Source organism: Streptomyces sp. SS8, from assembly GCF_054072955.1.
Map to the genome: position 1 here is coordinate 24,812 of NZ_JBSVCZ010000018.1, position 22,323 is coordinate 47,134.

At 76.2% G+C, this 22,323-nt stretch carries 22 protein-coding genes; 13 read left to right on the plus strand and 9 right to left on the minus strand.

What is annotated here, in order from left to right; translation table 11 throughout:
- Positions 1-43: 43 nt before the first annotated feature.
- The 4 genes from ACW69E_RS18040 (at position 44) to ACW69E_RS18055 (ending at position 3,939) form a co-directional block, all read left to right on the plus strand.
- Positions 44-1,738 carry a PP2C family protein-serine/threonine phosphatase gene (locus ACW69E_RS18040; RefSeq protein WP_457499276.1) on the plus strand — a complete coding sequence of 565 codons (1,695 nt, stop codon included), beginning with the start codon at positions 44-46 and terminating at the stop codon, positions 1,736-1,738.
- Positions 1,735-2,871 carry a cobalamin B12-binding domain-containing protein gene (locus tag ACW69E_RS18045; protein WP_457499277.1) on the plus strand — a complete coding sequence of 379 codons (1,137 nt, stop codon included), beginning with the start codon at positions 1,735-1,737 and terminating at the stop codon, positions 2,869-2,871. The genes ACW69E_RS18040 and ACW69E_RS18045 overlap by 4 nt, the downstream gene beginning before the upstream one ends.
- Positions 2,868-3,257: an STAS domain-containing protein gene (locus ACW69E_RS18050; protein ID WP_457499278.1), complete on the plus strand. Its 390-nt coding sequence runs from the start codon at positions 2,868-2,870 to the stop codon at positions 3,255-3,257. The genes ACW69E_RS18045 and ACW69E_RS18050 overlap by 4 nt, the downstream gene beginning before the upstream one ends.
- Before the next feature lie 133 nt (positions 3,258-3,390).
- Positions 3,391-3,939: a methylated-DNA--[protein]-cysteine S-methyltransferase gene (locus tag ACW69E_RS18055; protein WP_457499279.1), complete on the plus strand. Its 549-nt coding sequence runs from the start codon at positions 3,391-3,393 to the stop codon at positions 3,937-3,939.
- 25 nt (positions 3,940-3,964) lie between these two features.
- Here the strand turns inward: ACW69E_RS18055 and ACW69E_RS18060 are convergent, their stop codons facing one another.
- Both ACW69E_RS18060 and ACW69E_RS18065 read right to left on the minus strand, forming a co-directional pair.
- Positions 3,965-5,563 carry an FAD-dependent oxidoreductase gene (locus ACW69E_RS18060; protein ID WP_457499280.1) on the minus strand — a complete coding sequence of 533 codons (1,599 nt, stop codon included), beginning with the start codon at positions 5,561-5,563 and terminating at the stop codon, positions 3,965-3,967.
- Positions 5,560-6,849, minus strand: a complete 1,290-nt coding sequence (locus ACW69E_RS18065; RefSeq protein WP_457499281.1) for a lycopene cyclase family protein — start codon at positions 6,847-6,849, stop codon at positions 5,560-5,562. The genes ACW69E_RS18060 and ACW69E_RS18065 overlap by 4 nt, the downstream gene beginning before the upstream one ends.
- A 137-nt stretch (positions 6,850-6,986) precedes the next feature.
- On the opposite strand from ACW69E_RS18065, the gene ACW69E_RS18070 reads away from it, so the two are divergent.
- Positions 6,987-7,700 carry a class I SAM-dependent methyltransferase gene (locus ACW69E_RS18070; protein ID WP_457499282.1) on the plus strand — a complete coding sequence of 238 codons (714 nt, stop codon included), beginning with the start codon at positions 6,987-6,989 and terminating at the stop codon, positions 7,698-7,700.
- Positions 7,701-7,750: 50 nt separating this feature from the next.
- On the opposite strand, the gene ACW69E_RS18075 is transcribed toward ACW69E_RS18070, so the two are convergent.
- From ACW69E_RS18075 to ACW69E_RS18090, 4 genes are read right to left on the minus strand one after another with little or no spacing between them, the layout of a single operon-like run.
- Positions 7,751-8,716: a DUF5914 domain-containing protein gene (locus ACW69E_RS18075; RefSeq protein WP_457499360.1), complete on the minus strand. Its 966-nt coding sequence runs from the start codon at positions 8,714-8,716 to the stop codon at positions 7,751-7,753.
- Positions 8,717-8,766: 50 nt separating this feature from the next.
- Positions 8,767-9,834, minus strand: coding sequence for a phytoene/squalene synthase family protein (locus ACW69E_RS18080; RefSeq protein ID WP_457499283.1), 1,068 nt, complete (start codon positions 9,832-9,834; stop codon positions 8,767-8,769).
- On the minus strand, positions 9,831-11,384 hold the full coding sequence (crtI, locus tag ACW69E_RS18085) for a phytoene desaturase family protein (protein ID WP_457499284.1): 1,554 nt from the start codon (positions 11,382-11,384) through the stop codon (positions 9,831-9,833). The genes ACW69E_RS18080 and crtI overlap by 4 nt, the downstream gene beginning before the upstream one ends.
- 21 nt (positions 11,385-11,405) lie before the next feature.
- Positions 11,406-12,728, minus strand: a complete 1,323-nt coding sequence (locus ACW69E_RS18090) for a polyprenyl synthetase family protein (RefSeq protein WP_457499285.1) — start codon at positions 12,726-12,728, stop codon at positions 11,406-11,408.
- Positions 12,729-13,044: 316 nt separating this feature from the next.
- Between ACW69E_RS18090 and ACW69E_RS18095 the strand changes: the two genes are divergently transcribed.
- The 6 genes from ACW69E_RS18095 to ACW69E_RS18120 all read left to right on the plus strand — a co-directional run bounded on the left by ACW69E_RS18095 (position 13,045) and on the right by ACW69E_RS18120 (position 18,261).
- On the plus strand, positions 13,045-13,962 hold the full coding sequence (locus tag ACW69E_RS18095) for a MerR family transcriptional regulator (protein ID WP_457499286.1): 918 nt from the start codon (positions 13,045-13,047) through the stop codon (positions 13,960-13,962).
- A gap of 224 nt (positions 13,963-14,186) precedes the next feature.
- Positions 14,187-15,197 (plus strand): zinc-dependent alcohol dehydrogenase, encoded by a 1,011-nt coding sequence (locus ACW69E_RS18100; protein WP_457499287.1) that lies wholly within the window; start codon positions 14,187-14,189, stop codon positions 15,195-15,197.
- A 122-nt stretch (positions 15,198-15,319) separates the two neighbouring features.
- Complete coding sequence (locus ACW69E_RS18105) at positions 15,320-16,048, plus strand: class I SAM-dependent methyltransferase (RefSeq protein WP_457499288.1); 729 nt, start codon at positions 15,320-15,322, stop codon at positions 16,046-16,048.
- 176 nt (positions 16,049-16,224) lie between these two features.
- On the plus strand, positions 16,225-17,115 hold the full coding sequence (locus ACW69E_RS18110) for a S1 family peptidase (protein ID WP_457499289.1): 891 nt from the start codon (positions 16,225-16,227) through the stop codon (positions 17,113-17,115).
- A 120-nt stretch (positions 17,116-17,235) separates the two neighbouring features.
- A complete protein-coding gene (locus ACW69E_RS18115) occupies positions 17,236-17,715 on the plus strand; it encodes a nucleoside deaminase (RefSeq protein ID WP_457499290.1) in 480 nt (159 codons plus the stop codon).
- Between the two features lie 357 nt (positions 17,716-18,072).
- Positions 18,073-18,261 carry a hypothetical protein gene (locus ACW69E_RS18120; RefSeq protein WP_457499291.1) on the plus strand — a complete coding sequence of 63 codons (189 nt, stop codon included), beginning with the start codon at positions 18,073-18,075 and terminating at the stop codon, positions 18,259-18,261.
- Positions 18,262-18,274: 13 nt separating this feature from the next.
- On the opposite strand, the gene ACW69E_RS18125 is transcribed toward ACW69E_RS18120, so the two are convergent.
- The gene (locus ACW69E_RS18125; RefSeq protein WP_457499361.1) at positions 18,275-18,886 is read right to left on the minus strand and encodes an adenosylcobinamide amidohydrolase; all 612 of its coding nucleotides are present in this window, start codon (positions 18,884-18,886) and stop codon (positions 18,275-18,277) included.
- Positions 18,887-19,236: 350 nt separating this feature from the next.
- Between ACW69E_RS18125 and ACW69E_RS18130 the strand changes: the two genes are divergently transcribed.
- Entirely contained in the window at positions 19,237-19,665 is a 429-nt protein-coding gene (locus ACW69E_RS18130; RefSeq protein WP_457499292.1) for an OsmC family protein, read from the plus strand.
- 104 nt (positions 19,666-19,769) lie between these two features.
- On the opposite strand, the gene ACW69E_RS18135 is transcribed toward ACW69E_RS18130, so the two are convergent.
- The gene (locus ACW69E_RS18135; RefSeq protein WP_457499293.1) at positions 19,770-20,441 is read right to left on the minus strand and encodes a class I SAM-dependent methyltransferase; all 672 of its coding nucleotides are present in this window, start codon (positions 20,439-20,441) and stop codon (positions 19,770-19,772) included.
- Positions 20,438-21,457: an NAD(P)/FAD-dependent oxidoreductase gene (locus ACW69E_RS18140; protein WP_457499294.1), complete on the minus strand. Its 1,020-nt coding sequence runs from the start codon at positions 21,455-21,457 to the stop codon at positions 20,438-20,440. The genes ACW69E_RS18135 and ACW69E_RS18140 overlap by 4 nt, the downstream gene beginning before the upstream one ends.
- An 82-nt stretch (positions 21,458-21,539) precedes the next feature.
- Between ACW69E_RS18140 and ACW69E_RS18145 the strand changes: the two genes are divergently transcribed.
- Positions 21,540-22,136, plus strand: a complete 597-nt coding sequence (locus ACW69E_RS18145) for a helix-turn-helix domain-containing protein (RefSeq protein ID WP_457499295.1) — start codon at positions 21,540-21,542, stop codon at positions 22,134-22,136.
- Positions 22,137-22,323 lie beyond the last annotated feature (187 nt).

The window sequence follows — 22,323 nt, forward strand, 5'->3', positions numbered from 1 at the left end:
CAGCAGGAAGGTGGTGGGGCCCGCGGCACGCGGACCCCCGCTTGTGACGATCTCCGAGGACTCATCCGCCCGGCCGCGCGGCACCGGAACCGGTGCCGCGTGGGACGACGCGCCCTGCGTGGTGGTGGCGGTGGATCCGTCCGGAGTGGTGGTGGGGGCCAACGCGGTCGCCGCCGGACTCCTCCCCGAGGCGGTGCCCGGGGCACGGCTGGAGGAGGCGGTACCGCACTGGCTGGCCGACGCCCACCGGCGCCTGACCGCCTCCTCCGGCCCGCTCTCCGGCCCGCTCTCCGGCCCGCTCTCCGGCCCGCTCTCCGGGCCGGGCGAGGCGCCCCGGGGAGAGGCGGGCGGGCGGAGCCTGCGGGCGCATCCGGCCCGCGGCGGGAACGGCGACGTGGTGTGGTGGCTGCTCGACGACACCGAACTGCGCCTGGCCGAGGACGCCCTGCGCGGCGAGCGGGAACGCACCGCCTTTCTCGCGGAGGTGTCCGAGACCCTGTCGGGCACCCTGAACGTCGAACGGTGCATGGAGGCGACCGTGCGTCTGGCCGTGCGGCATCTGGCGGACGCGGCCGTACTGATCGCCCCGGCGGCCGGGCGCAGACTCCCGGTCACCCACAGCGGCCCCGAGGGCCCGGTGCACGGCATGGTCGAGGCGGACCCGGAGACGGTGCCGGGCCTGAGCGAGGCGCTCCAGGGATTCCCGCCGGTGCCCTCGCGCTGGATCGACCCCGCACTGCTGCCCGAGTGGATCGTGCCGCCCCGCTTCGACGGACCGGCGGGCTCGGTGGTGGTCACCCCCCTGCCCGGCCACGGCGTACCGGCCGGGGCCCTGGTCCTGCTGCGCCGCAGCGACCACGCCGCGTTCAGCCGGAGCGAGGAGACCTTCGCGGGGCTCTTCGCCGCCCGGGCCGGAGCCGCGCTGTCGGCCGCGCGCCTGTACGCCGAGCAGGCCGCCATCACCGCCACGCTGATGCGGGAGCTGTTCCCGCCGAAGCTGCGCCAGGTGCACGGGGTCGAGTTCGCCGGCGGTTACCGCGTATCCGAGCTCAAGGAGTGGGTCGGCGGCGACTTCTACGACCTCCACCCCGCGGCCGGGCCGGACGAGGAGTCCCTGATCGTCCTGGGGGACGTGTGCGGCAAAGGGCTGGAGGCGGCCGTCCTGACCGGGAAGATCCGCAACACGCTGCACGCGCTGCTGCCGATGGCCGGCGACCATCCGCGCGTGCTCGGCCTGCTCAACGGCGCGCTGGTCAGCTCGCACCACACCCGCTTCGCCACCCTCGTACTGGCCTCCGCCGCCCGCGTGGACAACCACGTCAGGCTCCGGCTGACCAGCGCCGGCCACCCCCCGCCGCTGATCGTGCGCGCCGACGGGAGCGTGGAGGAGGCCGACACCCGTGGATCGCTGATCGGCGTGCTGCCCAGTGTCCGGGCACGCACGGCCACGGTCGAGCTCGCGCCGGGCGAGACGTGCCTGCTGTACACCGACGGCATCACCGAGGCCCGTGGCGGACCCCTGGGCGGGGACATGTTCGGGGAGCGGCGGCTGAAGGACGCGCTCGGGGAGTGCGCGGCCATGCCGGCGGAGGCCGTGGTCGAACGCGTCCAGATGCTCGCCGGCCAGTGGGTCGCCGGGGGAAGCCACGACGACATGGCCGTCGTCGCCATCACCGCGCCGCGCACCGTGCACCTCAGCGCGGTGGACGGCCACACCCGGGGCAGGTACACGGCATGACCATCCACACGGACCACGCCCCCGGCGCTGCGGACTCCGCGGCCGGTCCGCGCGCGGCACGGGAGAGACTGTGGGACGCCGTCCGCGAGGGCGACGAGTACGCCGCCTCCGAGGCCGTCTTCGCCGCGCTGGACGCCGGCACGGACCCGGAGGCGGTACTGCTGGACGTCATAGCGCCCGTCCAGCGGAAGGTGGGCACCGAGTGGGCCGCCGACCGCATCACCGTGGCGCAGGAGCACGCCGCCACCGCCATCAACGACCGGATCGTCGCCGCGCTCGCCCACCGGGTGCGCGGCACGGCCCGCCCCGGCGCCGGGGCGGGCCGCGTCACGGTCGCCTGCGTGGACGGCGAGTGGCACGCCCTGCCCGCCCGGCTGCTCGCCGAGGTGCTGGCGCTGCGCGGCTGGCAGGTCGACTTCCTCGGCGCCCAGGTCCCCGTCCCGCACCTGATAGCACATCTGCACCGCACGGGGCCCTGCGCCGTCGCGCTGTCCTCCTCCATCCCCACCCGCCTGCCCGCCGCCCACGCCGCGATCACCGCCTGCCAGGCGGCCGGCACCCCGGTGCTGGCCGGCGGCGCGGCCTTCGGCCCCGACGGACGCCACGCACGCCTGCTGGGCGCCGACGCCTGGGCCCCGGACGCCCGCGCCGCCGCCGACAGGCTGGGCGGGGAGGCACTGACGCTGCCCGGCCCGCGCCCCGCGCACCACCCGGTCGACGACCTGCCCCACCTCGCCGACCAGGAGTACACGATGGTCTCGCGCACCGCTCCCCGGCTGGTGGGAGAGACCGTGGCCGGGCTGGAGAAGCGGTTCCCGGCCATGCGCGACTACACCGAACGCCAGCGGCAGCACACCGCCGAGGACGTCGTCCACATCGTCGACTTCCTCTCCACCGCCCTCTACGTCGACGACGAGGAGCTTTTCACCGGCTTCATCACCTGGACCGCGCGGATCCTCACCGCCCGCAAGGTCCCCGCCCACTCCCTGCGCCCCGCGCTGGACCTGCTGGCCGGACAGCTGAAGGACTTCCCCCGCGCCACCCGGCTGCTGGAGCAGGCCCACCGGGCCCTCGACGCATGCACAGCCCCCACCCCCGCCCCCGACACCACCGGCCACGGAAAGCCCGAATGACACCCATGCACCGCCCCTCCTTCGCGCTCGCGGCCGAGACCGGCCCCGGCACCGCCCGGCTCCGCGTCACCGGCGACCTCGACCACGAGACCACCGGGGAACTGGTCGGCGCCGCACGCCTGCACCTCGGCGGCCGGCCGGCGCCGGAAGACCTCCACCTCGACTTCGCCGCGCTGAGCACCTGCGACTCCACGGGACTCTCCGGGCTGCTGCTCATCCACCGCCTCGCCGGCGTCCACGGCACCCGCCTCCACCTGGACAACCGCCCTTCCTTCCTGGAACGGTTCCTGGACATCACCGGCACCCTGGAGTACCTCACCGCACCGCCCGAGCAGGAGTCCCCGGGACGGTCCGGGGAGCCGAAACAGCGGCCCGGAGCCCTCTGACGGCGTCCGGTGGCGGCCGCCCCCCGCCCGGGGGTAGGCGTCCGGAAACCGCCGGTCCGCGGGCGGGCGCCGGGCCATGCTGGTGCCGAGCGGCCCGGCCCGTCCGGACCGCGGCCGAGAGGAGACCCAGCACGTGCCCGCAGTACCCCGGGCGCCCGGAAGGCGCGCACACACCGTCGTCGACAGTCCCTGCGGCCCGCTCACCCTGGTCGCCGAGGAGGAGCACCTGATCGGCCTCTACATGGAGGCCCAGCGGTACCGGCCCGACGAGTCGGCCTTCGGCGAGCGGCTGCCGGAGCCCGCCGGGCCGCCGCTCGCCGGGACGGCCCGGCAGCTGGAGGAGTACTTCGCCGGGCACCGTGAGACCTTCGACCTGCCGCTGAGGCTGTACGGAACGCCGTTCCAGCGACGTGTCTGGGCCGCGTTGCGCGAGATCCCCCACGGGCGGACCTGGACCTACGGCCGGCTCGCCGAGCACATCGGCCGGCCGACGGCCTCCCGCGCCGTCGGCCTCGCCAACGGAAGGAACCCGGTCGGCGTCATCGTGCCCTGCCACCGCGTCGTCGGAGCCGGTGGCGCCCTGACCGGCTACGGCGGGGGAGTGGAGCGCAAACGGGCGCTGCTGGAGCACGAGCACGCCCTGCCGGCCGCCACCGGAGCCCTGCCGCTCCCCGCCTTCTGACCGCCCCCGGCCGTCGGGCCGCCCCTCAGCCGCCGAGGGCCGAGGCCAGCAGCCGCAGCGGCGCCGAGCGGCCGCGGCGCGGCACCGTCAGCAGCGGATGGCCGCGCACTCCCCAGGTGGCCAGCAGCGCGTTGGCGGCCTCGAAACCGGTGGTGGCCGCCCGCTCCATCAGCGCCACCGGCAGCGTGGTGCGCACCAGGTCACCGGCGAGCACCAGCCGGGGGTGGCCGGTGCGCACACCCGGCCGGTCCCGCCAGGTGCCGGTGGCGAACAACGGGCAGTCCTGCCGCCACTCGTGCCGCTCGTCGACGACCGGCGCGCCGGCCGTCTCCGGGTAGACACGGGCGAGCTCGGCCAGGGCCGCCCGCTGGACGGCGGCGCGGTCCGCGCCGGGATCGACGGCGTAGGCGTGCAGTTCCACCACGCTGCCGCCCGTCCGCGCGGCCCAGCGGGCGGCCTCGTCCTCCCACCGGTCCAGGACGCTGACGTTGTCCAGCGGGCCGTAGCCGCTGGTGCCCAGGAAACCGGGCCGGTCGGCGGCCACGGGCCGGCCGAGCCAGTAGCGGGAGACCAGGAAGGGCGGGGCCTCGCGCAGCCGCCCGACCGACGCCCGCCAGCCGGGGCCGCCCAGCTGCGGGGAGTTGCCGACCAGGGCGCGCAGGCCCGCGCCGTCCACGGCCAGGACGACCGCGTCGTAGCGCTCACCGCGCTCGGCTCCCGGCTCCCGGCCCCCGGCCGTCACCACGGTGAAGCCGCTGCGCTCGGGGCGCACCAGCTCAACGGCGGTACCGGTGTGCACCCGTGCCCCCAGCCGTTCCAGCCGGGCGGCCAGCGGATCCCACAGGGCGGTGGGGAAGGGGGCGTCGGGGACGTCGAAGAGCAGCCCCTCGGCCGAGCCCAGGAAGTAGATGTGGAACATCAAGACCAGTTCGGCCGCCGACAACTGGCGCGGATCGGCGAAGAAACTGCGGGAGAACACCTCGAAGGCCAGATGCCGGGCCGGTTCGGGGAAGTTGACGGAGTCCAGGAACTCCGCGGCGCTCACGCCGTCCAGCCGCTCGTGGACCTCGGGCACCCGCACGTCGAGCAGGGACAGTGCCGCGCGGGGGTTCATGCCCGCCAGCCCCGAGGGGGTGAAGGTCGGGCTGAGGGCGGTGAAGCCCAGCACGCTCCACGGCGGGGTGCGGGGCACCCGCGCGAAGCTGTCCCGCGCTCCGCCGCTGTGCCACAGCGGGTAGTCCGGCAGCGGGGTGAGCATCGACAGGGCCGGGTCGATGCGCCGCAGCAGATTGCGCAGGTTGTAGTACTGGCGGAAGAAGGCGTGGAAGCCGCGGCTCATGGTGACGGACGTGCCGTCGGCCAGCTTCGTGGACCAGCCCCCGACGCGCCCGCCCAGCACCTCCCCGCGTTCCAGCAGGTCCACGGTCACACCGCGTTCGGCCAGCGCGGTGGCGGCGGTGAGCCCGGCGATGCCGCCGCCCACCACGGCGGCGCGCACCCCGCGGTCGCCGACGCGGGCGGCCCCGGCGGGAGCCGGCCGGTGCACGGCGTAACGGTCGCGGGCGAGCCGGGTACGGCTCCGGCCCGCGAGCGGGTGGGGGAACGGACTTCTCGTGTCTGTCATCGGGAGGCCTTTCGCTGGTGGGGATCGCCGGGCCGCGGCACGGCGGCGGAGGGCCGGCGCGGCAGGAGGGGGAGTTCGGCCAGGGAGCGCGCCATCGGCCATATGGGGGAGCGCAGACCGATCGCGACCTCCTCGTGGAAGGCGGAGCGGCCGTCGAGGAAGCGCAGCACGCTGTCCAGCCGGTTGCGGCGGAAGAGGCGGGCGAAGAAGTCCGCGCCGTCCACGCGGCCGGTGGCCAGGGCGCGCAGCAGTGCGGCGTCCATGGCCAGATGGCGGCGGGCGTGCGGCCGGGGAGGCACGGGGGTGCGCCCGGCCGCGAGGGCCGCGGCAACCTGTGCGCTCTGGCGCTGGACGGTGGCGAAGGTGTAGCCGGTCGAGGGGCGGGTGGCGCCGCCCGCCGTACCGATGCGGAACACCGAGCGCCCGGCTCGGCGCGCGAAGCGCCCGTCGGTCATGGGGATGACGCCCTGCTCGGCGCCGGTGACGGTGAACTCGCCCAGCGGACGGACGCGTTCGGTGTAGTGCCGCAGCGCGGCCTCGTACTCCCGGACGCTCAGGGGCGAGGGGGAGAACTCGGTGTACTCCACCAGCGCCTCGCGCGGGGTGAGGGGCAGGACGTAGGCGAAGGACAGCCCGCACCGCGGCTGCGGGGTGCGCAGATCCATCAGCTCCGCCGTGCCCGGGTCGAAGCGGTCCTCGGCGGTACGCACGAACCAGCCCCGGAAGTGCTGCAGCAAGGTGGTGTGGGCGGGCGGCAGGACCCGTGGCGGACGCGAGTCGAACACCCAGCGGCCGGTGAGCGCGAAGGGCCGCCCCCCGGCGTCCGTGCCGCTCACCCGCGCGCCGTGCGGCCCGTCCCCGACGGCGGTGACGGTGCCGGTGACGCGGGTGACGGCGCCGGCCGCGGCCAGACGGGCGTCCATCGCCCGGACGAAGTCCGCGGAGCGGACCATCAGGTAGCGCCGGGGGCTGTCACCGCCCAGGGTCTCCCCGCCGGGGCCCCGCACCAGCAGCCGCCGCCAGGACGCGGTGACGGGCGCGCCGGGCCCGCTGGCGCCCGGCCACTCCTCCGCCTCCTCCTCCCAGAAGCACCAGGTGCGCTCGGGACTGCGGACAGGGCCCGGCGGCGGCTCCACCACCGCGACCGAGAGGGCCGGCGGGGAGGCGTCGAGGAGGTGGCGGACCAGCGACAGACCCGCCGCTCCCGCACCGACCACGACCACGTCCGCGTCCGCATCCGGCCCCGTGTGTGCGTCCGGGCCCGCGGTGGCCCTGGGCCGGCTCATCCGCGCCCCCTCCCTCCGGCGGCGCACCCGGCGGCCCGCCCCGCACTCCCCCCGGCGCGTTCCCGGTGCCGCACGCCGGGTAGGCGTGCGGCCATGACCGCACACCCCGGGCCCGTACGGGCGGAAGGACGGACACGATGACCCTCCTGCAGGACGGCGCGCTGACCGCCGCGTTCGACGGAGCCTCCACCGCCTACGACCGTCTGACCGGCGCGAACCCCGGCTACCACCGGCAGTTGCGCCGCTCCGCCCGCAGGCTGGCCCTGCCGGACGGCGGCAAGGGCCTGCGCGTACTCGATCTGGGCTGCGGGACCGGCGCCTCCACCGCGGCCCTGCTGGCCGCCGCGCCCCACGCCGAGATCACCGCGGTGGACGCCTCGGCCGGGATGCTGGAGCGGGCCGCGGCCAAGAGGTGGCCCGGGAACGTCACCTTCGTCCACACCCCCGCCGAGGAACTGGAGGGGGCGGGGGTGAGTGGACCGTTCGACGCGGTGTTCGCCGCCTATCTGGTGCGCAACCTGACCGACCCGGACCAGGTGCTGACCGGGCTGCGGGGTCTGCTGCGCCCCGGCGGACGGCTGGCCGTCCACGAGTACGCCCTGTCCGGCGCGGTGCGGCACCGCCTGGTCTGGACGGCCGTGTGCCGCTCGGTGATCATCCCCGCGGGCTCCCTCGGCCCGGGCGGAGCGGACCTGTACCGCCATCTGTGGCGCAGCGTCCTGGAGTTCGACACCGCGCCGGAACTGGCGGAACGGCTGACGGCAGCGGGTTTCGAAGGCGTCCGCACGGTGCCGCTGCCGGGCTGGGAGTACGGCATCCTCCACACCTTCCTCGCCCGCCCCCCGCGCTGAGCCGGGGCCCGGTGCGAGGGGCGGTGTGAGGGCCGCCGCCCCGGCGGTCCTCACACCGCCCCCGGGAAACGGCCCTGGCGGCGCAGCAGCCGGCGGCGTTCGGCGTACGCCAGGTCGTCGCGCCACAGCCGGGCCGCGGCCCGCCGCATCAGCGGCCGCAGCAGCGGCGCGGCGGCCCGCGCCACGGCGAAGCCCGGCCGGCCGGAGGTGGCCAGCACGGCCTCGATCACGGCGGTGCGCGGGTTCGGGTCCCCCGGGGCGGTGAGCGGCGTGGCATGGGTCTCCACCGCCGACGTCTGGCCCTCGCCGTCGACGATGTGCATCACCAGCGTGCGCGGTTCCGGCGCGCTGAACGCGGCCCGCACCGGCACACCCGCCCGGGGGCCGACGCGGTAGACCACGTCGACCAGGAAGCGGTCGCCGTTGACGGCCGGGTCCGGCTCCTCCACCACCGTCAGCCGGGTGAAGGCGTACGGGTGGAACCAGGCCCCGTGCCAGGGGTCGAGCCGGTTGGCGATGACGTCCTCCGGCTCGCAGGCGCCCACCAGGGTCGTCACCGCGTCCACCGAGGCGGCCGGGTCGGGGCGCCGCGGCAGACAGGGCCGCTCCAGCGGCTCCTCGCCGCCCACCGGGTCCAGCCGCACCCACACCAGCACCCCGTCGTCGTACACGGGGTAGGGCTCCCAGCCGGGCATGCCCCGCTCGGTCAGGCTCAGGCCGTGCCAGTGGCAGATCAGGCGCCCGGACTCCACCACGCTGTCGCACAGCGGCGCGCCCAGGTGCGGGCAGGCGCCCGGACCGGCCGCCAGGCGCCCGGACTCCGCGCGCCAGAACACCAGCTCCACCCCGGCGACCGTCCTGCCGAAGGGGCGGCCCGGACGGACCTGGCGACTGGCCGCCACCGCGTACCAGTTGCCCGAGGGGCGGGCCGAGGCCCGCTTCAGGGCGTCGGAGATGATCTGGGGCCGGGCCGCCCGCCACGTCGGCTCCTGGCGGCTCCAGCCGGGGTCGGACATCAGGCGCAGAGGGCTGCGCCAACCGGTCGAACCCCCGACACGGCGCTTGGTCAAGACAGCACTCCTCCTCGCTGCGCGTCCCGCCGGCGGGCCCGCGGGGCTTCCTCTGCTCTCTCCGCCGGCTTCCCCACCGGGTCCCGCGGCCGGCCGGGCACCCGCGGCAGGTCACCGGTCAGGGCGCCGCGGGCGCGCGAGGCGGCGACGTCCGCCAGCCCGCCCAGCGCCACGGCGGCCCGCCGCCGGCGGGGAACCACCGCACGCCGGTGGAGCACCGCGTACCCGGCCGCCTCGATCCGGTCCAGGATGGCGCGGTAGAGCACGAACGCGGCGCGCACACAGGGCCGCGAGACCGGGTGCAGCATGGCGATGCCCGGCTCGGCCTCCCGGTAGATCCCCCGGGTGGTCTCGCACAGCTCCCGCAGCGCGGCCCGCACCCGGGCGTCGGCGCGCCCGGCCCGGCGGCACCACAGCAGCAGGTCGCGGTCGACGCCGTGGGCGGCCAGCCGGTCCAGCGGCAGGTAGATCCGGCCGCGGTCCAGGTCCTCGCCCACGTCCCGCAGGAAGTTGGTGAGCTGGAAGGCCACCCCGAGCGCCGCGGCGTGCGGGGCGGCCTCCTCGCGCGGCACGACCGTGTCCAGCACCGGCAGCACCTGGAGGCCGATCACGGCCGCCGAGCCGTGCGTGTACACCCGCAGGTCGTCGAGGGTGGGGTACTCGGTGACGCGCAGGTCCATGGCCATCGAACGCATGAAGTCGGTGAAGTGCGCCGGGTCGATGGCGTAGCGGGCGGCGGTGTCGGCCAGCGCCGCGATCACCGGGTGCCCGCCGTGCCCGCCGTGCCCGGCGCGCAGGGCCGCCGACAGCTCCTCGTCCAGTTCCGCCAGCGCCCGGGCGCGCTGATCGTGGGTGAGGGCGGGATCGAGGTCGTCGACGATGTCGTCCGCCCAGCGCGCGAAGCCGTACAGGGCGTGGACGGCCGGACGCTGGCGGGGGGTGAGCAGCCGGGTGGCCAGGAAGTACGTCCTGCCGTGGCGGGCGTTCAGCTCGCGGCAGCGGGTGTAGGCCGCGCGCAGCGCCGGGTCGTGGACGCCGGCCGCGTCCAGCTCGCGCGCCGTCATACGGCCGCCCCCTCGGCCGCGCCGGCACCGGCCGGAGCCTGCGCCGCGCGCCGTGGCGGGCGCGTACGGCCGGCTCCTCCGGTGATGCGGGCGGCGGCGAGCTTGCCGGAGACCACCACCGTCGGCACGCCCACACCGGGTGTGGTGCCGCAGCCGGCCAGGACCACGTTCTCCCAGCCGCGCGGCAGGTTCCGCGGCCGGAACGGGCCCGTCTGGGCGAAGGTGTGCGCGGCGGAGAACGGGGTGCCGGCCGCATGCCCCTGCCGGGCCCAGTCGGCCGGGGTGACCAGGTGCTCCGCCTCGATCGCGTCGCCGAAGCCGTCCAGCCCGCGGCGCTCCAGCTCGGCGACCAGTTCGTCGCGGTAGCGGGGGCCGACGCGGTCCCAGTCGCGGGGGCCGGTGACCAGATTGGGGCAGGGGGCCAGCACGTAGTGCAGGTGCCTGCCCTCGGGCGCCAGCGCGGGATCGGTGGCGGTGGGCCGGGTGATCAGCAGGGAGGGGTCGCCCATCAGCTCGCCGGTCCGGGTGAGCTGCCGGAACGTCGACTCCCAGGCGGAGCCGAACGACAGCGTGTGGTGGGCCAGTTCGGGCCAGGTGCGGTCGCCGCCCGCGTGCAGGACGACCGCCGAGGGCGCGTACCGCAGCGGCACCGGGCGGCGCGGCGCGCCGCCCAGCAGGCGGTGGGCGAGCGGCAGGTCGCAGGTGAGCACCACCGCGTCGCAGGCGATCCGCTCCCCGCCGGCGGTGCGCACCGCCGCGGCGCGCCCGCCCGGCGAGCGCTCCAGCTGCGTCACCTCGGCGCCGTAGACGAAGCGGGCCCCGGCACGGGCGGCGGCGCCGGCCATGGCCCGGGGCACGGCGTGCACGCCGCCGCGCGGGAACCACACCCCGGCGACGGTGTCCATGTAGGCGATGACGGCGTACGCGGCCAGCGCCCGGGTGGGCGGCACCCCGGCGTACAGGGCCTGGAAGGAGAACACGCGGCGCAGCCGCTCGTCCTGAAGGAAGCGCGCGACGCGCCCGTGCCAGGTGCCGAACCCGCCGAGCGCGGCCAGCCTGGCCAGGTCGGCGCCGAGCAGCCCCAGCGGCGAGTCGAAGTTGGCGTCGATGAACGAGCGCATCTGCACCCGGTACAGCCGCTCCAGCCAGTCGCGCAGCCGCCGGTACCCGGCCGCCTCCTTCGGCCCGGCCACCCGGGCGATCTCGGCCTCCATGGCGTGCGGGTCGGTGTGCACGTCCAGGCAGCCGCCGTCGGCGAAACGGGCGCGGTAGGCGGGGTGGAGCCCGATCAGCTCGACGTGGTCGGCGAGCCTGGCGCCCACCGCGGCCATGGCCTCGTCGACCAGATCGGGCATGGTCAGCACGGTGGGGCCGGTGTCGACGCGGTAGCCGGCCCACTCCTCGCGGCCGGCCCGGCCGCCCGGCCCGTCCTCCCGCTCGACGACGGTGACCGAGCGCCCGGCGCCCAGCAGGTGCAGTGCGGCGGACAGCCCGGCCAGCCCCGCCCCGACGATGACGACGTGGTCGCCCGGCCCGTGCAGTCTTCTCATCCGGATTCCTTCGGCAGGTGTTCAGCGGGTGGGGAGGACGGCGGTGTCGCGGGGGGCGCCGCCCGGGCGGTGGTGGCCGGCGTCCGGATCGCCCAGGACGGCGTACAGCAGCGCCGAGAGCTTCCGGGCCGGAATCCCGTCGAGTGCGGCCTCCTCCAGCGCGGCCAGCGCCTCGCCGGCCAGAGAGCCGACACGCCGCTCCACGGCCTCACGGGCCCCCAGTTCGGTCAGCGCGGCGCGCACCCGGCCCAGTTCCCCCTCGGTCAGCGCGGGGTCGCCGAGCGCCCGCTCCAGCAGTTCCCGGTCCGCGCGCCGGCCGCGGACGCGGGCCAGGCGCAGGCCCAGGGCCATCAGATGGGTGGGCTTGCCCTGCCGCACGTCGTCGCCCGCGGGCTTCCCCGTGCGGGCCGGATCCCCGAAGACGCCCAGGAGGTCGTCGCGCAGCTGGAAGGCCACCCCGGCGCACCGCCCGGCCCGCCGCAGCGCCGAGGTGGTGTGCGCGTCCGCGCCGGCCAGCGCCGCCCCCAGGTGCAGCGGGCGCTCCACGGTGTACAGCCCGCTCTTGAGGCGGGCGATGCGCAGGGAGGAGGAGGGGGAGGGCGCGCCGGCCGCCTGCCCGTACAGGTCCAGGTACTGACCGGCCACCATCTCGGTGCGCATCGCCCGCCAGACGGGACGGGCCCGCCGCCGGGCCTCCTCGCAGGGGGACGCCGCGTCCCACAGGTCCTCCGCCCAGACCAGGGCCAGATCACCCGTCAGAAGGGCGGCGGACGCCCCGAACACCTCCGCGTCCCCGCGCAGGCCCTGGGCGCGGTGCCGGCGGGCGAGGGCCACATGGGCGGCGGGCGCGCCGCGGCGCAGCGGTGAGTCGTCCATCAGGTCGTCGTGCACCAGCGCACAGGCCTGGATCAGCTCCAGCGCGGCGGCCGCGTGCAGTACCGCCTCCGCGTCGGCGTGCTCCGGCGTGCCGCCGCCCGCCCGCCAGCCCCACCACAGGAACGCCGGACGCAGCCGCTTGCCTCCGCGCCGCACCAGGTCGATCAGGCAGTCGGCGACATCGGCGGTGAACCGGTCGCTGATCCGCCGCGCCTCGGCCCGCCGCAGTGTCAGATGCTCGGTGAGCACGGCGTCGACGGTGGCCGTGACGTCACGGTCGGGGTCCCGGGAGAGAGGGCCGCGGTCCGCACGGCGGCCCGCGGGGTGTTCCGCGCGGGCCTCGTCCGGGCGGTGCGGCGGCCGGGGCGCGGCCCGGACGGTCTGCTCTCCCCCCAGGGCGGCCGACACGGGATGTGCGGGTGCGGGGCTGGCAGGGGCGAGGGCCAGGTCGGTGGCCTGGTGCCGCATCGCGGCTCCTTCCCGGCGCGGGGCCGAGACGCCCGGCGCACATACGGACAGAAGTTTTCACACCCGAACATTGAAGACAATGCTCTCAGTACGGGCGCTCTGGACGGGTGAGGCGGAGGCATCGCGCGGCGCGGATGGGCGACGGGGAGGGCGCGGTGCCGACGCACGTGTGAAAGCCCCCTCCAAGGCGCACCGGACCGTTCGGGGCGGCCCGTGGCTTCGCGGGTGCCCATGTTCGGCAGAGGCAAACGAAGTTGTGCACAACTTGTACAGCCGGTGACTTGCGCCCGTCCCGACCTGGGCGGACGATGACGCCATGCCTTCCGCTCGCTCCTCCCGCGCCGCCGCGCACCCGGCCTTCGGACAGGAGGCGGGCCAGATCCTGCTGCCGGTGGGGGTGGTGGCCGAGCGCCTGGAGATGAGCACCGCCGCCCTCCGCGCCTGGGAGCGCCGCTACGGCCTCGCCCCCTCCGGGCGGACCCCCGGCGGACACCGCCGCTACTCGGCGCGGGACCTGGAGCGGCTGGAGCGCATGCGTACGCTCGTCCGCCGCGGCGTACCCGCCGCCGACGCGGCCCGAGCGGTGGCCGCGGCCGGTCCGCCGGGCGCGGAAGCGGGCGCGACCGGGCTGACCGAGGCCATGCACGCGCTGGACACCGCGGCCGTCCAGGCGGCGGTGTCGGCCGCGCTGTCCCGGCTCGGGGCCGCCGGCGCCTGGACGACCGTGCTCGCGCCCGCCCTCACCGCCATCGGCGACCACTGGGAGGAGACCGGCCGCGGCATCGAGGTGGAGCACGTCACCAGCGGCATCGTCGAAAGCGCCCTGCGCCGCCACGCCCAGGACCGCGCCGCCGCGCTCCCGCCCGCCCCCGTTGCCTCCGGCGCTTCCGGCCCCGTGCTCCTGGCCGCCGCACCGGCCGAGCACCACACGCTGCCGCTGACGGCCCTGGCCGCCGCCCTGGCCGAAGGGGGCCGTGCCGTCCTCCTGGCCGGCGACCTGCCCGTTTCCGCCCTGAGCGACGCCCTCGTCCGCGCCCGCCCCGGTGCCGTGGTGCTGTGGGCCCGCTCCCCCGCCACGGCCGACCTCTCCTGGTTGCGGACCGCGCTGGAGACGGTCTCCGTCCCCGTCCACCCGGCCGGACCGGGCTGGCCCCCGGGCATTCCCGGCGCCGCGGCCGCACTGCACGACCTGCCCGGCGCCCTGGCCGCGCTCCTGGGCGCGCCCGGCCGCTGACACCCCGTCCGAATCCGCGCCACGCGCCGCCGCTCCGGTCGTACCGTCGTACCGCCGTGCCGTGCGGCCGCTCCGGCCGGGGCCGTACGGCCCCGGGGGGAACGGGCCGTTCGGCCCCGCGGACTGCTCCTGTCGGACCTCCCGCCGCCCCCTCGTGAGGCGGGAGGGTGGAGCCGGAGAACAGGAATCCGGTACGCCGGAACCGGACACGAGGAGCCAAGGCCATGAGAGCAGCAGTCGTCCGAACCCTCGGCGAGCCCCTGGTCATCGAGGACCGGCCCGATCCGTGGCCCGGCCCCGCGCAGGTCAGCATCCGCGTCGAGGCGTCGGGTCTGTGCCACACCGACATCCACGCCGCCCGCGGCGACTGGCCGGTCAAGCCGAACCCGCCCTTCGTCCCCGGCCACGAGGGCGTGGGCATCATCGAGCGGCTCGGTGACGACGTCACCCATCTGTCGGTCGGCCAGCGGGTGGCGGTGCCCTGGCTCGGCTGGGCCTGCGGGCGCTGCGAGCACTGCCTGTCCGGCTGGGAGACGCTGTGCGAGCGGCAGAAGAACACCGGCTACGGCGTCGACGGCGGCCACGCCGAGATGATGCTCGCCCACGCCGACTTCGCCCAGCCGGTGCCCGACGGCATCGACCCGCGTGAGGCGGCCCCGCTGACCTGCGCGGGCGTGACGACCTACAAGGCGGTCAAGGTGGCCGGGGTGGGCCCGACCGATCTGGTGGCCGTCTCCGGCATCGGCGGACTGGGACACCTCGCCGTCCAGTACGCCAAGATCGCCGGAGCCACGGTGGCGGCGATCGACGTCACCGACGACAAGCTCTCCCTCGCCGGGGAACTGGGCGCCGACATCCTGATCGACGCCCGCAAGGAGGACCCGGCCGAGGTGCTCCGCAGGCACGGTGGAGCCCACGCCGCCATCGCGCTCGCCGTCGACGACCGGGCGACGGAGACGCTCCAGCGCGGCCTGCGGCGCGGCGGGAAGCTGGTGCTCGTCTCGCTCCCGGCGGGCGGCGCCCTGCGCGTCCCGGTCTTCGACACCGTGCTGAACGGCACCTCCGTCATCGGCTCGATCGTCGGCACCCGGCAGGACCTCGCGGAGGTCTTCGCCCTCCACGCGGCCGGACGCACGAAGGTGATCTACGAGACCCGCCCGCTGGAAGCCGTCAACGACTGCATAGAGGAGATCCTCGGAGGCCATGTCAGGGCCCGCGTGGTCTTCGAGATGTGACGCCCGGGCCTGCCCCGGCCGGCCCGCCGGAACAGCCCTCCGCCCCTGCCCCGGCCCCCGCCGGCAGGGGCGGAGGGCTGTTCCGGCGACAGCCGGTCCACCGGCTCGTTACGGTGGGCACCATGTTCACCGCTCAGGGCCCCACCCTCCCCGAACTCGCCGTGCAGGCGCTGTCGTCCGTCGAGCGCGGCTACGACCTGCTCGCGCCGAAGTTCGACCTGACGCCGTTCAGGACCTCGGACCGCCTGCTGGAGGCCACCGCACGCGCGCTCGAACCGCTGGGGCCGTTCGGAGAGGGCCTGGACGTGTGCTGCGGGACCGGCGCGGGCACGGGCGTCCTGCTGCGGCTGTGCGAACGGCGGGCCGTGGGCGTCGACTTCAGCGCCGGCATGCTCGGCGAGGCCCGCTCCGCCCACCCGGGGGACCCCGGCGGCCCGGCGGTCGGCTGGGTGCGCGCCGACGTACGGAGGCTGCCCTTCGCCGGGGCCTTCGACCTGGCCGTCAGCTTCGGGGCGTTCGGGCACTTCCTGCCCCGGGAGCGGCCCGGGCTGTTCGCGGGGGTGTACGCGGCGCTCCGGCCCGGGGGCCTGTTCGCCTTCCCCGTCGGCGCGCCGCCCCGCATCGGGTCGCGTGCCTACTGGACGCTGTGGGGCTTCGACGCGGCGATGCGGGTGCGCAACGCGCTGTGGCGCCCTCCGTTCGTCATGTACTACCGCACGTTCCCCCTTCCCCAGGTGCGCCGTGAGCTGACCGACGCGGGGTTCGAGGTGGGCACGCTGCCGCTGGAGGAGCTCGGCCGGCGGGAGGACGGCAGCCCCCGCTGCCGGCTGGTCGTGGCCCGGCGCCCCTGAGGGGCGGACGGGGGCGGGAGGCGGTCTTGTGCGGGGCGCCGGAGCGGCCCGATACTCGCTCTGTTGATGTCAGGTGCACGTCATCAATGGACCTCGGTGGACACGTCTCCGCGCGCCGCGCGACACCCCCCACGTGCCGTCGCCCACCGGCTTCCCCACCACGAGGAGGAGACCACGTGAGGACCAGGCGCACCACCGCAAGGAGCACCACCGGGAGCACCGCCCGCCGCGTTCGGCTGCTCGCCGCAGCGATCGGCCTGGGCGTCGCCGCCGTGACCACCGCACCGAGCGCCACCGCGGCCGCCCCGCGCGCCTACGGCGCGGCCGAACTCTCCCGGGTGAGCGACGCCGTGCTCCACACGGACGTCGACGGCATCGCCTGGCACACCGACGACCGGACCGGACGCGTCGTCGTCACCGCCGACAGCACCGTCTCGCCCGCCGACGTGGCGGCCCTGCGGAAGGCCGCGGGCGCGGACGCGGGTGCGATCAGGATCGAGCGGACACCCGGCACCATCGCCCCGCTGGGCTCCGCCGGCGACGCCATCTACGGCAACGGCTACCGCTGCTCGCTCGGCTTCAACGTCCTCAGCGGCGGCACGTACCACTTCCTCACCGCCGGGCACTGCGGCGACGTGGTCGACACCTGGTACGCCGACTCCGGCCAGCGCACGCTCATCGGCCCGACCGTGAAGTCGAGCTTCCCCGGAAACGACTACGCCCTCGTCCGCTACGACAACACCTCCCTGGGGCACCCGGGCGGCTTCGCCCCGGCCGACGCCTACGTGGGCCAGTCGGTCAAGCGCACCGGATCCACCACCGGCACCCACAGCGGCACCGTCACCGCCCTGAACGTCACGGTCCGCTACAGCGGGAGCGGCACCGTCCGCGGCATGATCCAGACGAACGTCTGCGCGGAGCCCGGCGATTCCGGCGGCCCGCTCTACGACGGCTCCAGGGCCCTGGGCATCACCTCCGGCGGCAGCGGCGACTGCCGCAGGGGCGGCACCACCTTCTACCAGCCCGTCCCCGAGGCGCTCAGCGCCTACAAGGCGACCATGTACTGACCCGGCCGGGCGGGAGCGCGAGCTCCCGCCCTCCCCGGAGGGGGCGCGGCGGAGACGGGCCCCCTCCGGGGAGGGCGCAGTAGCATCCGAGCCGCGGGATCACACACCGGGGAGGCCGTCATGGTGGACGAGGCCGGGCTGCGCCATCTGCGCCGCTGCGTGGAACTGGCGACCGAGGCGCTGGAGGCGGGCGACGAACCGTTCGGCTCCGTACTCGTCGGCGGGGACGGGACGGTCCTGGCCGAGGACCGCAACCGCGTCGCCCTCGGCGACCGCACCCGCCACCCGGAGTTCGAGCTGGCGCGCTGGGCCGCCGCCCACATGACACCGGAGGAACGGGCGGCGGCGACCGTCTACACCTCCGGAGAGCACTGCCCGATGTGCGCCGCCGCCCACGCCTGGGTCGGGCTGGGCCGCATCGTCTACGCGAGCTCCTCCGCGCAACTGGCCTCCTGGCTGCACGAACTGGGCGTGCCCGCACCGCCGGTGCGGACGCTGCCGGTGGAGGAGATCGCGCCCGGTGTCGCGGTGGAGGGGCCGGTCCCCGGCCTCGCGCGGGAGGTGCGCGAACTGCACCGCCGCCTCCACGGCGCGGCCTGACCCCGGATGCGGGGGCGAACCGTCCGCCGGCCGGGCGACTCGGCCGCCTGGCAACCCGGGCGCCGGGCGGGGCGGTTCGCAGCGGGAGGCGCCCATCGCGGCGCGGCGGCCCGCCACCACGCTTCGGCCCCATGCGGCAACCGTTCGAAACTTTGGCGACCCCCGCCCGACGCCGCGCGGGCCCGTTCCTGGCCGCGCCGGCGGCCGGACCGGTGATCGGCGGCGCGGGCGTCGGGACCGCCTGGGCCCTCACCGGCGGAAGCGGCGTCGCCGCAGGCCCGGAGGCCGACGCGCGTGCGGCGTGCGGCGCCCTGGACCGCTTCGACGAGTCGCGGTGCACGGACAAGGGGCCGACCGGTGAGGCGCCGCTCAACCGCTGGGGCGGCGCAGGCCCTCTCCGCCTCGGCGGCCGCGGGCGACGAGCGGTACGAGCCGCTCGCGGAGTCGCTCGGGAAGTCGCACCACCGGGTTCTCCCGGCCTTCGGGTTCGACGCGCAGGAGAAGAAGGATCTGGAGCGGGCGCGCGGGGTCTGCGCGGACCCGTGAGCCGGACGGACCGTCAGCCCTCGGGCGCCGCCGTACGCGTGCAGGCCAGATAGGTCGCCCGGTGCACCGCACGGGCCAGGCGGGCGCCCCACCGGGAGCGGGGGCCGGCGAAGGGCTCGACGGCGGTCGGACGGCCCGGCGAAGGCGGCGCGGCGGCGACGCACACCGCGTCGGTCGGCGTGCCCGAGGCGTCCACACCGGCGTCCCGCAGCGCCTGGACCTTGGCCTCGGTGGCCGTGGCCACGGCGTTGACCAGGGCGGCGTCCGACAGCGCGACCGGCACCGAGACCAGGATGTTGATGGTGCCGGCGGGCAGCGGTCCGCCACTGCCCGCGCCCGGCGCGGCGGCCCAGCCGTGTACGCCGATCCCGGCCGTGACCAGGGCCTCGGCCCCCTCGTCCACCGCGACACAGTGGTCCAGCACCCGGGCCGCGGTCATCAGGCCCACACCGGGGCCCTCCGCGCCCGCCCGCCCGGCCAGCTCGGCCAGGTGCCGCTCGGCGTCCAGGCGCGCGTAGCCCGGGGGCACCTGGACGTTGAGGACCCAGCCGCGCTCACCGAGCCCGCCGCCCAGCAGTGCGCTGCTGATCATCCGCCGCCGGGACTCGGGCCGCCAGAACAGCATCGGCCAGGAAACGTCCTGCTCCCGGTGGTGCAGGACGCGTACGCCGGCCAGGGAGCCGTGAGGGGATCGCAGGAGCACGCTGCACCCTAGCGCGGGGCCCGCGTGCGGGATCGCGGGGGCGGGAGCCACATCCCAGGGGGCGGATGTGTGCCGCCGCGTCTGGCGGGAAGGGAGGCTACCGGCGCCGCGGGCCGCGGGCCGTCGGTCATCCGCTCCGGGCGGCCCGTGGGACCCGCCCCGGCGCGGCACGCGCCGGGCCCGGGCCGGTTCGCCGGACCGGGGCGGCCGTGCCGCATAAACTGATCACCGCAGACCTTCTTGTCACTCACAACCCGTCAGGAGCGACAGTCATGGCCACCACCCGTACCGCCAAGACCCACTGGGAAGGCAACCTCCTCGAGGGCAAGGGCAGCGTCGCCCTCGAATCCTCCGGTATCGGCACCTATGAGGTGAGCTGGCCCGCCCGCGCCGAGGAGCCCGGTGGCAAGACCAGCCCCGAGGAGCTGATCGCGGCGGCCCACTCCTCCTGCTACTCGATGGCCTTCTCGGGCGGCCTGGCGCGCAAGGGCCACACGGTGGAGAAGCTCGACACCCAGGCGGACGTCACCTTCCAGCCGGGCGAGGGCATCACCGCCATCAAGCTGACCGTCCGCGCCACCGTCCCCGGGCTGTCCGAGGAGGACTTCCAGGCGGCCGCCGAGGAGGCCAAGGCCAACTGCCCGGTCAGCCAGGCCCTGGCGGGCGTCAAGAACATCACCCTGGAGGCCCGGCTCGTCTGACGTACCGGAGCCGGGGCGTGGCCCCGCGCACCATCGGGCCCGGCCGGGAACGCGCACGAGTTCCCGGCCGGGCCCGGCCCCGTCCCCGTCCCCGTCCCGAGGTCTCAGCCGGGCAGCCGCCGCAGTTTGAGCACGGCGTCCTCCAGGACGGCCCGCTGCCCGTCGGGTCCGGTCGCCTCGCGCCGGTACTCCCCGCTCACCAGAGGCTCCCACTCCCGCTCCGGGAGGCCGAGCGAGCCGAGGACCTCCGCCGACGTGGGCAGGGGCGGATGGTCGTCGTGGCCGTGGTCGGCCGCCCACGGAGGAGGGCCGGCGTGCCCGACGACCAGCAGGACGCCGCCCGGCGACACGGCCGCCGCGGCGTCGCGCAGGATCCGCTCCCGGGGCAGCTCGACGGGGGAGGGGGCGTGCAGGAAGTGGGCGGAGACCAGATCGAAGACGCCGCGGGGGAAGGACTCGGCCAGGTCGTGCCGCTGCCAGTCGATCCGGTCGGCGACGTCCGCCCGCCGTGCCCGCTCGGCTCCGCGTTCCAGGGCGATCCGCGAGACGTCCACCGCGGTGACGCGCCAGCCCTGCCGCGCGAGCCAGATCGCGTCGTCCCCCTCCCCGCAGCCCAGGTCCAGGGCGCTGCCCGGGGCCAGACCCGCCGTCTCTCGGACCAGGGCGGCGTTGGGCTCGCCGCTCCAGACCCGCTCGCCCGCACCGTAGAAGTCGTCCCAGAACTCCCCGGGCGAGGCGCCGTCCGTGCCGTCGCCGTTCGTCGTGTGACCGCTCATCGCAGAACCTTCCTTCCGAGGCCGTCACGGGCCGCGACGGCCCGGTCGGTCTCCTCCTCGACCAGATCGGCGTTGATCGCCGCGGCCGCGTTCACGCCCGCGGCGGCGGCGCCGACGACCTGCCCCGTCAGATCGGTGGCGTTTCCGGCCACCCACACCCCGGGCACGGCGGTGGCACCGGTGGCGTCGGCGGGGATGTGCTCGCCGATGACATGGCCGCTCCTCACCTGCCCGGCCGTCTCCAGCCCCAGATCCGCCAGGAAGCCCGCACGGGCGGCGAACCGGGGGGCGACCACCAGCGCCCGGCACGGTACGGTCCGCCCGCCCGCCAGACGCACCCCGGTCAGACGTCCGCCGCCTGTCTCCAGGCCGGTCACCTCGCCGTCGACGACGGCGACACCGCGGGCGGCGAGCCGCTCGTACTCCCGGTCGCCGGGCTCGGGGCCGGTGTGCCGGAACAGGGTCACGTCCGCGCTCCACTGCCGCCACAGCAGCGCCTGCCGGACGGCCGCCGGCCCGGTGGACAGCACGCCGATCGCCCGGTCGCGCACCTCCCAGCCGTGGCAGTACGGACAGTGCAGGACATCGCGCCCCCACAGCCGCGCCAGCCCCGGCACCCCGGGCAGCTCGTCGGCCAGGCCCGTGGCCACCAGCAGCCGGCCCGCCGCCACGGCGGTGCCGTCGTCCAGGGAGAGGCGGAAGCCTCCGGAGGGCAGGCGTTCGGCGGCCGTGACGGTACCCGGGACGATCTCGCCCCCGTAGCGCAGCACCTCGGCGCGTCCGGCGGCCGCCAGCTCCGGGGGCGGTGTGCCGTCGAACCCCAGGTAGCCGTGGACACCGGCGGCCGGGGCGTTGCGCGGCCGCCCGGAGTCGACCACCAGGACCGAGCGGCGCGCCCGGGCCAGGGTCAGCGCCCCGCTCAGTCCGGCGGCGCCGCCCCCGACGACCACCACGTCGTAGAGGTGCCCGGCGCCCCGGGCGGGTGGGATCGCGGAACGCCCGTCATGTCCGTTCATGTCTCTCCTTCCGTCATGCGGCAAGCCTCCGCCCAGGACCGCCCACTTGACAAACATCTTTGCCGGAACAGCAAATAGGGGAATGGCCGACGACGACCTCGAGAACGTTCTGACCGGTGTGGGCTCCCGGCTGCGGACCCTGCGCCAGGCGCGTGGCGCCACGCTCTCCCAGGTGAGCGAGACGACCGGGATATCGCTCAGCACCCTCTCGCGACTGGAGTCGGGGCAGCGCAGACCAACCCTGGAACTGCTGCTCCCCCTGGCCAGGGTCTACAGCGTTCCCCTGGACGAACTCGTCGGCGCGCCCGCCACCGGCGACCCCCGTGTCCACCCCCGTCCCTTCAACCGGTACGGGCAGACCTTCGTGCCGCTGACCCGCAGCCTGGGCGGCCTGCGCGCCTACAAGCAGATCATGCCCGCCGGATACGGCAAGGGCGGGCGGCCCGAGCAGCAGACACACGAGGGCTACGAGTGGCTCTACGTCCTGTCCGGGCGGTTGCGGCTGGCCCTGGGCGAGCACGATCTCGTCCTGGGGGCGGGGGAGGCCGCCGAGTTCGACACCCGCACCCCCCACGGCTTCGCGAACGCCGGGGAGCGCCCCGTCGAGTTCCTCAGCATCTTCGGGCCGCAGGGCGAGCGGATGCACGTACGCGCCCGGCCCTCGAAGGACGCGGGGTAGCGGCCCGCGCGCACCCGGAGGTCCGGCGCGAGCCGGGTGTGGGCCGGTTCCGGCCACGGCGCCGGACGCCGGATCCTCCCCGGGCCGGGCGGGATCCGGTGCCGGCCCGCGCGGACCGCAAATCGACGCGCCGAGAGGATTGCTTATTCCTCCTGTTGTCGATGCCCGATTTTACGGGACGGGCTCC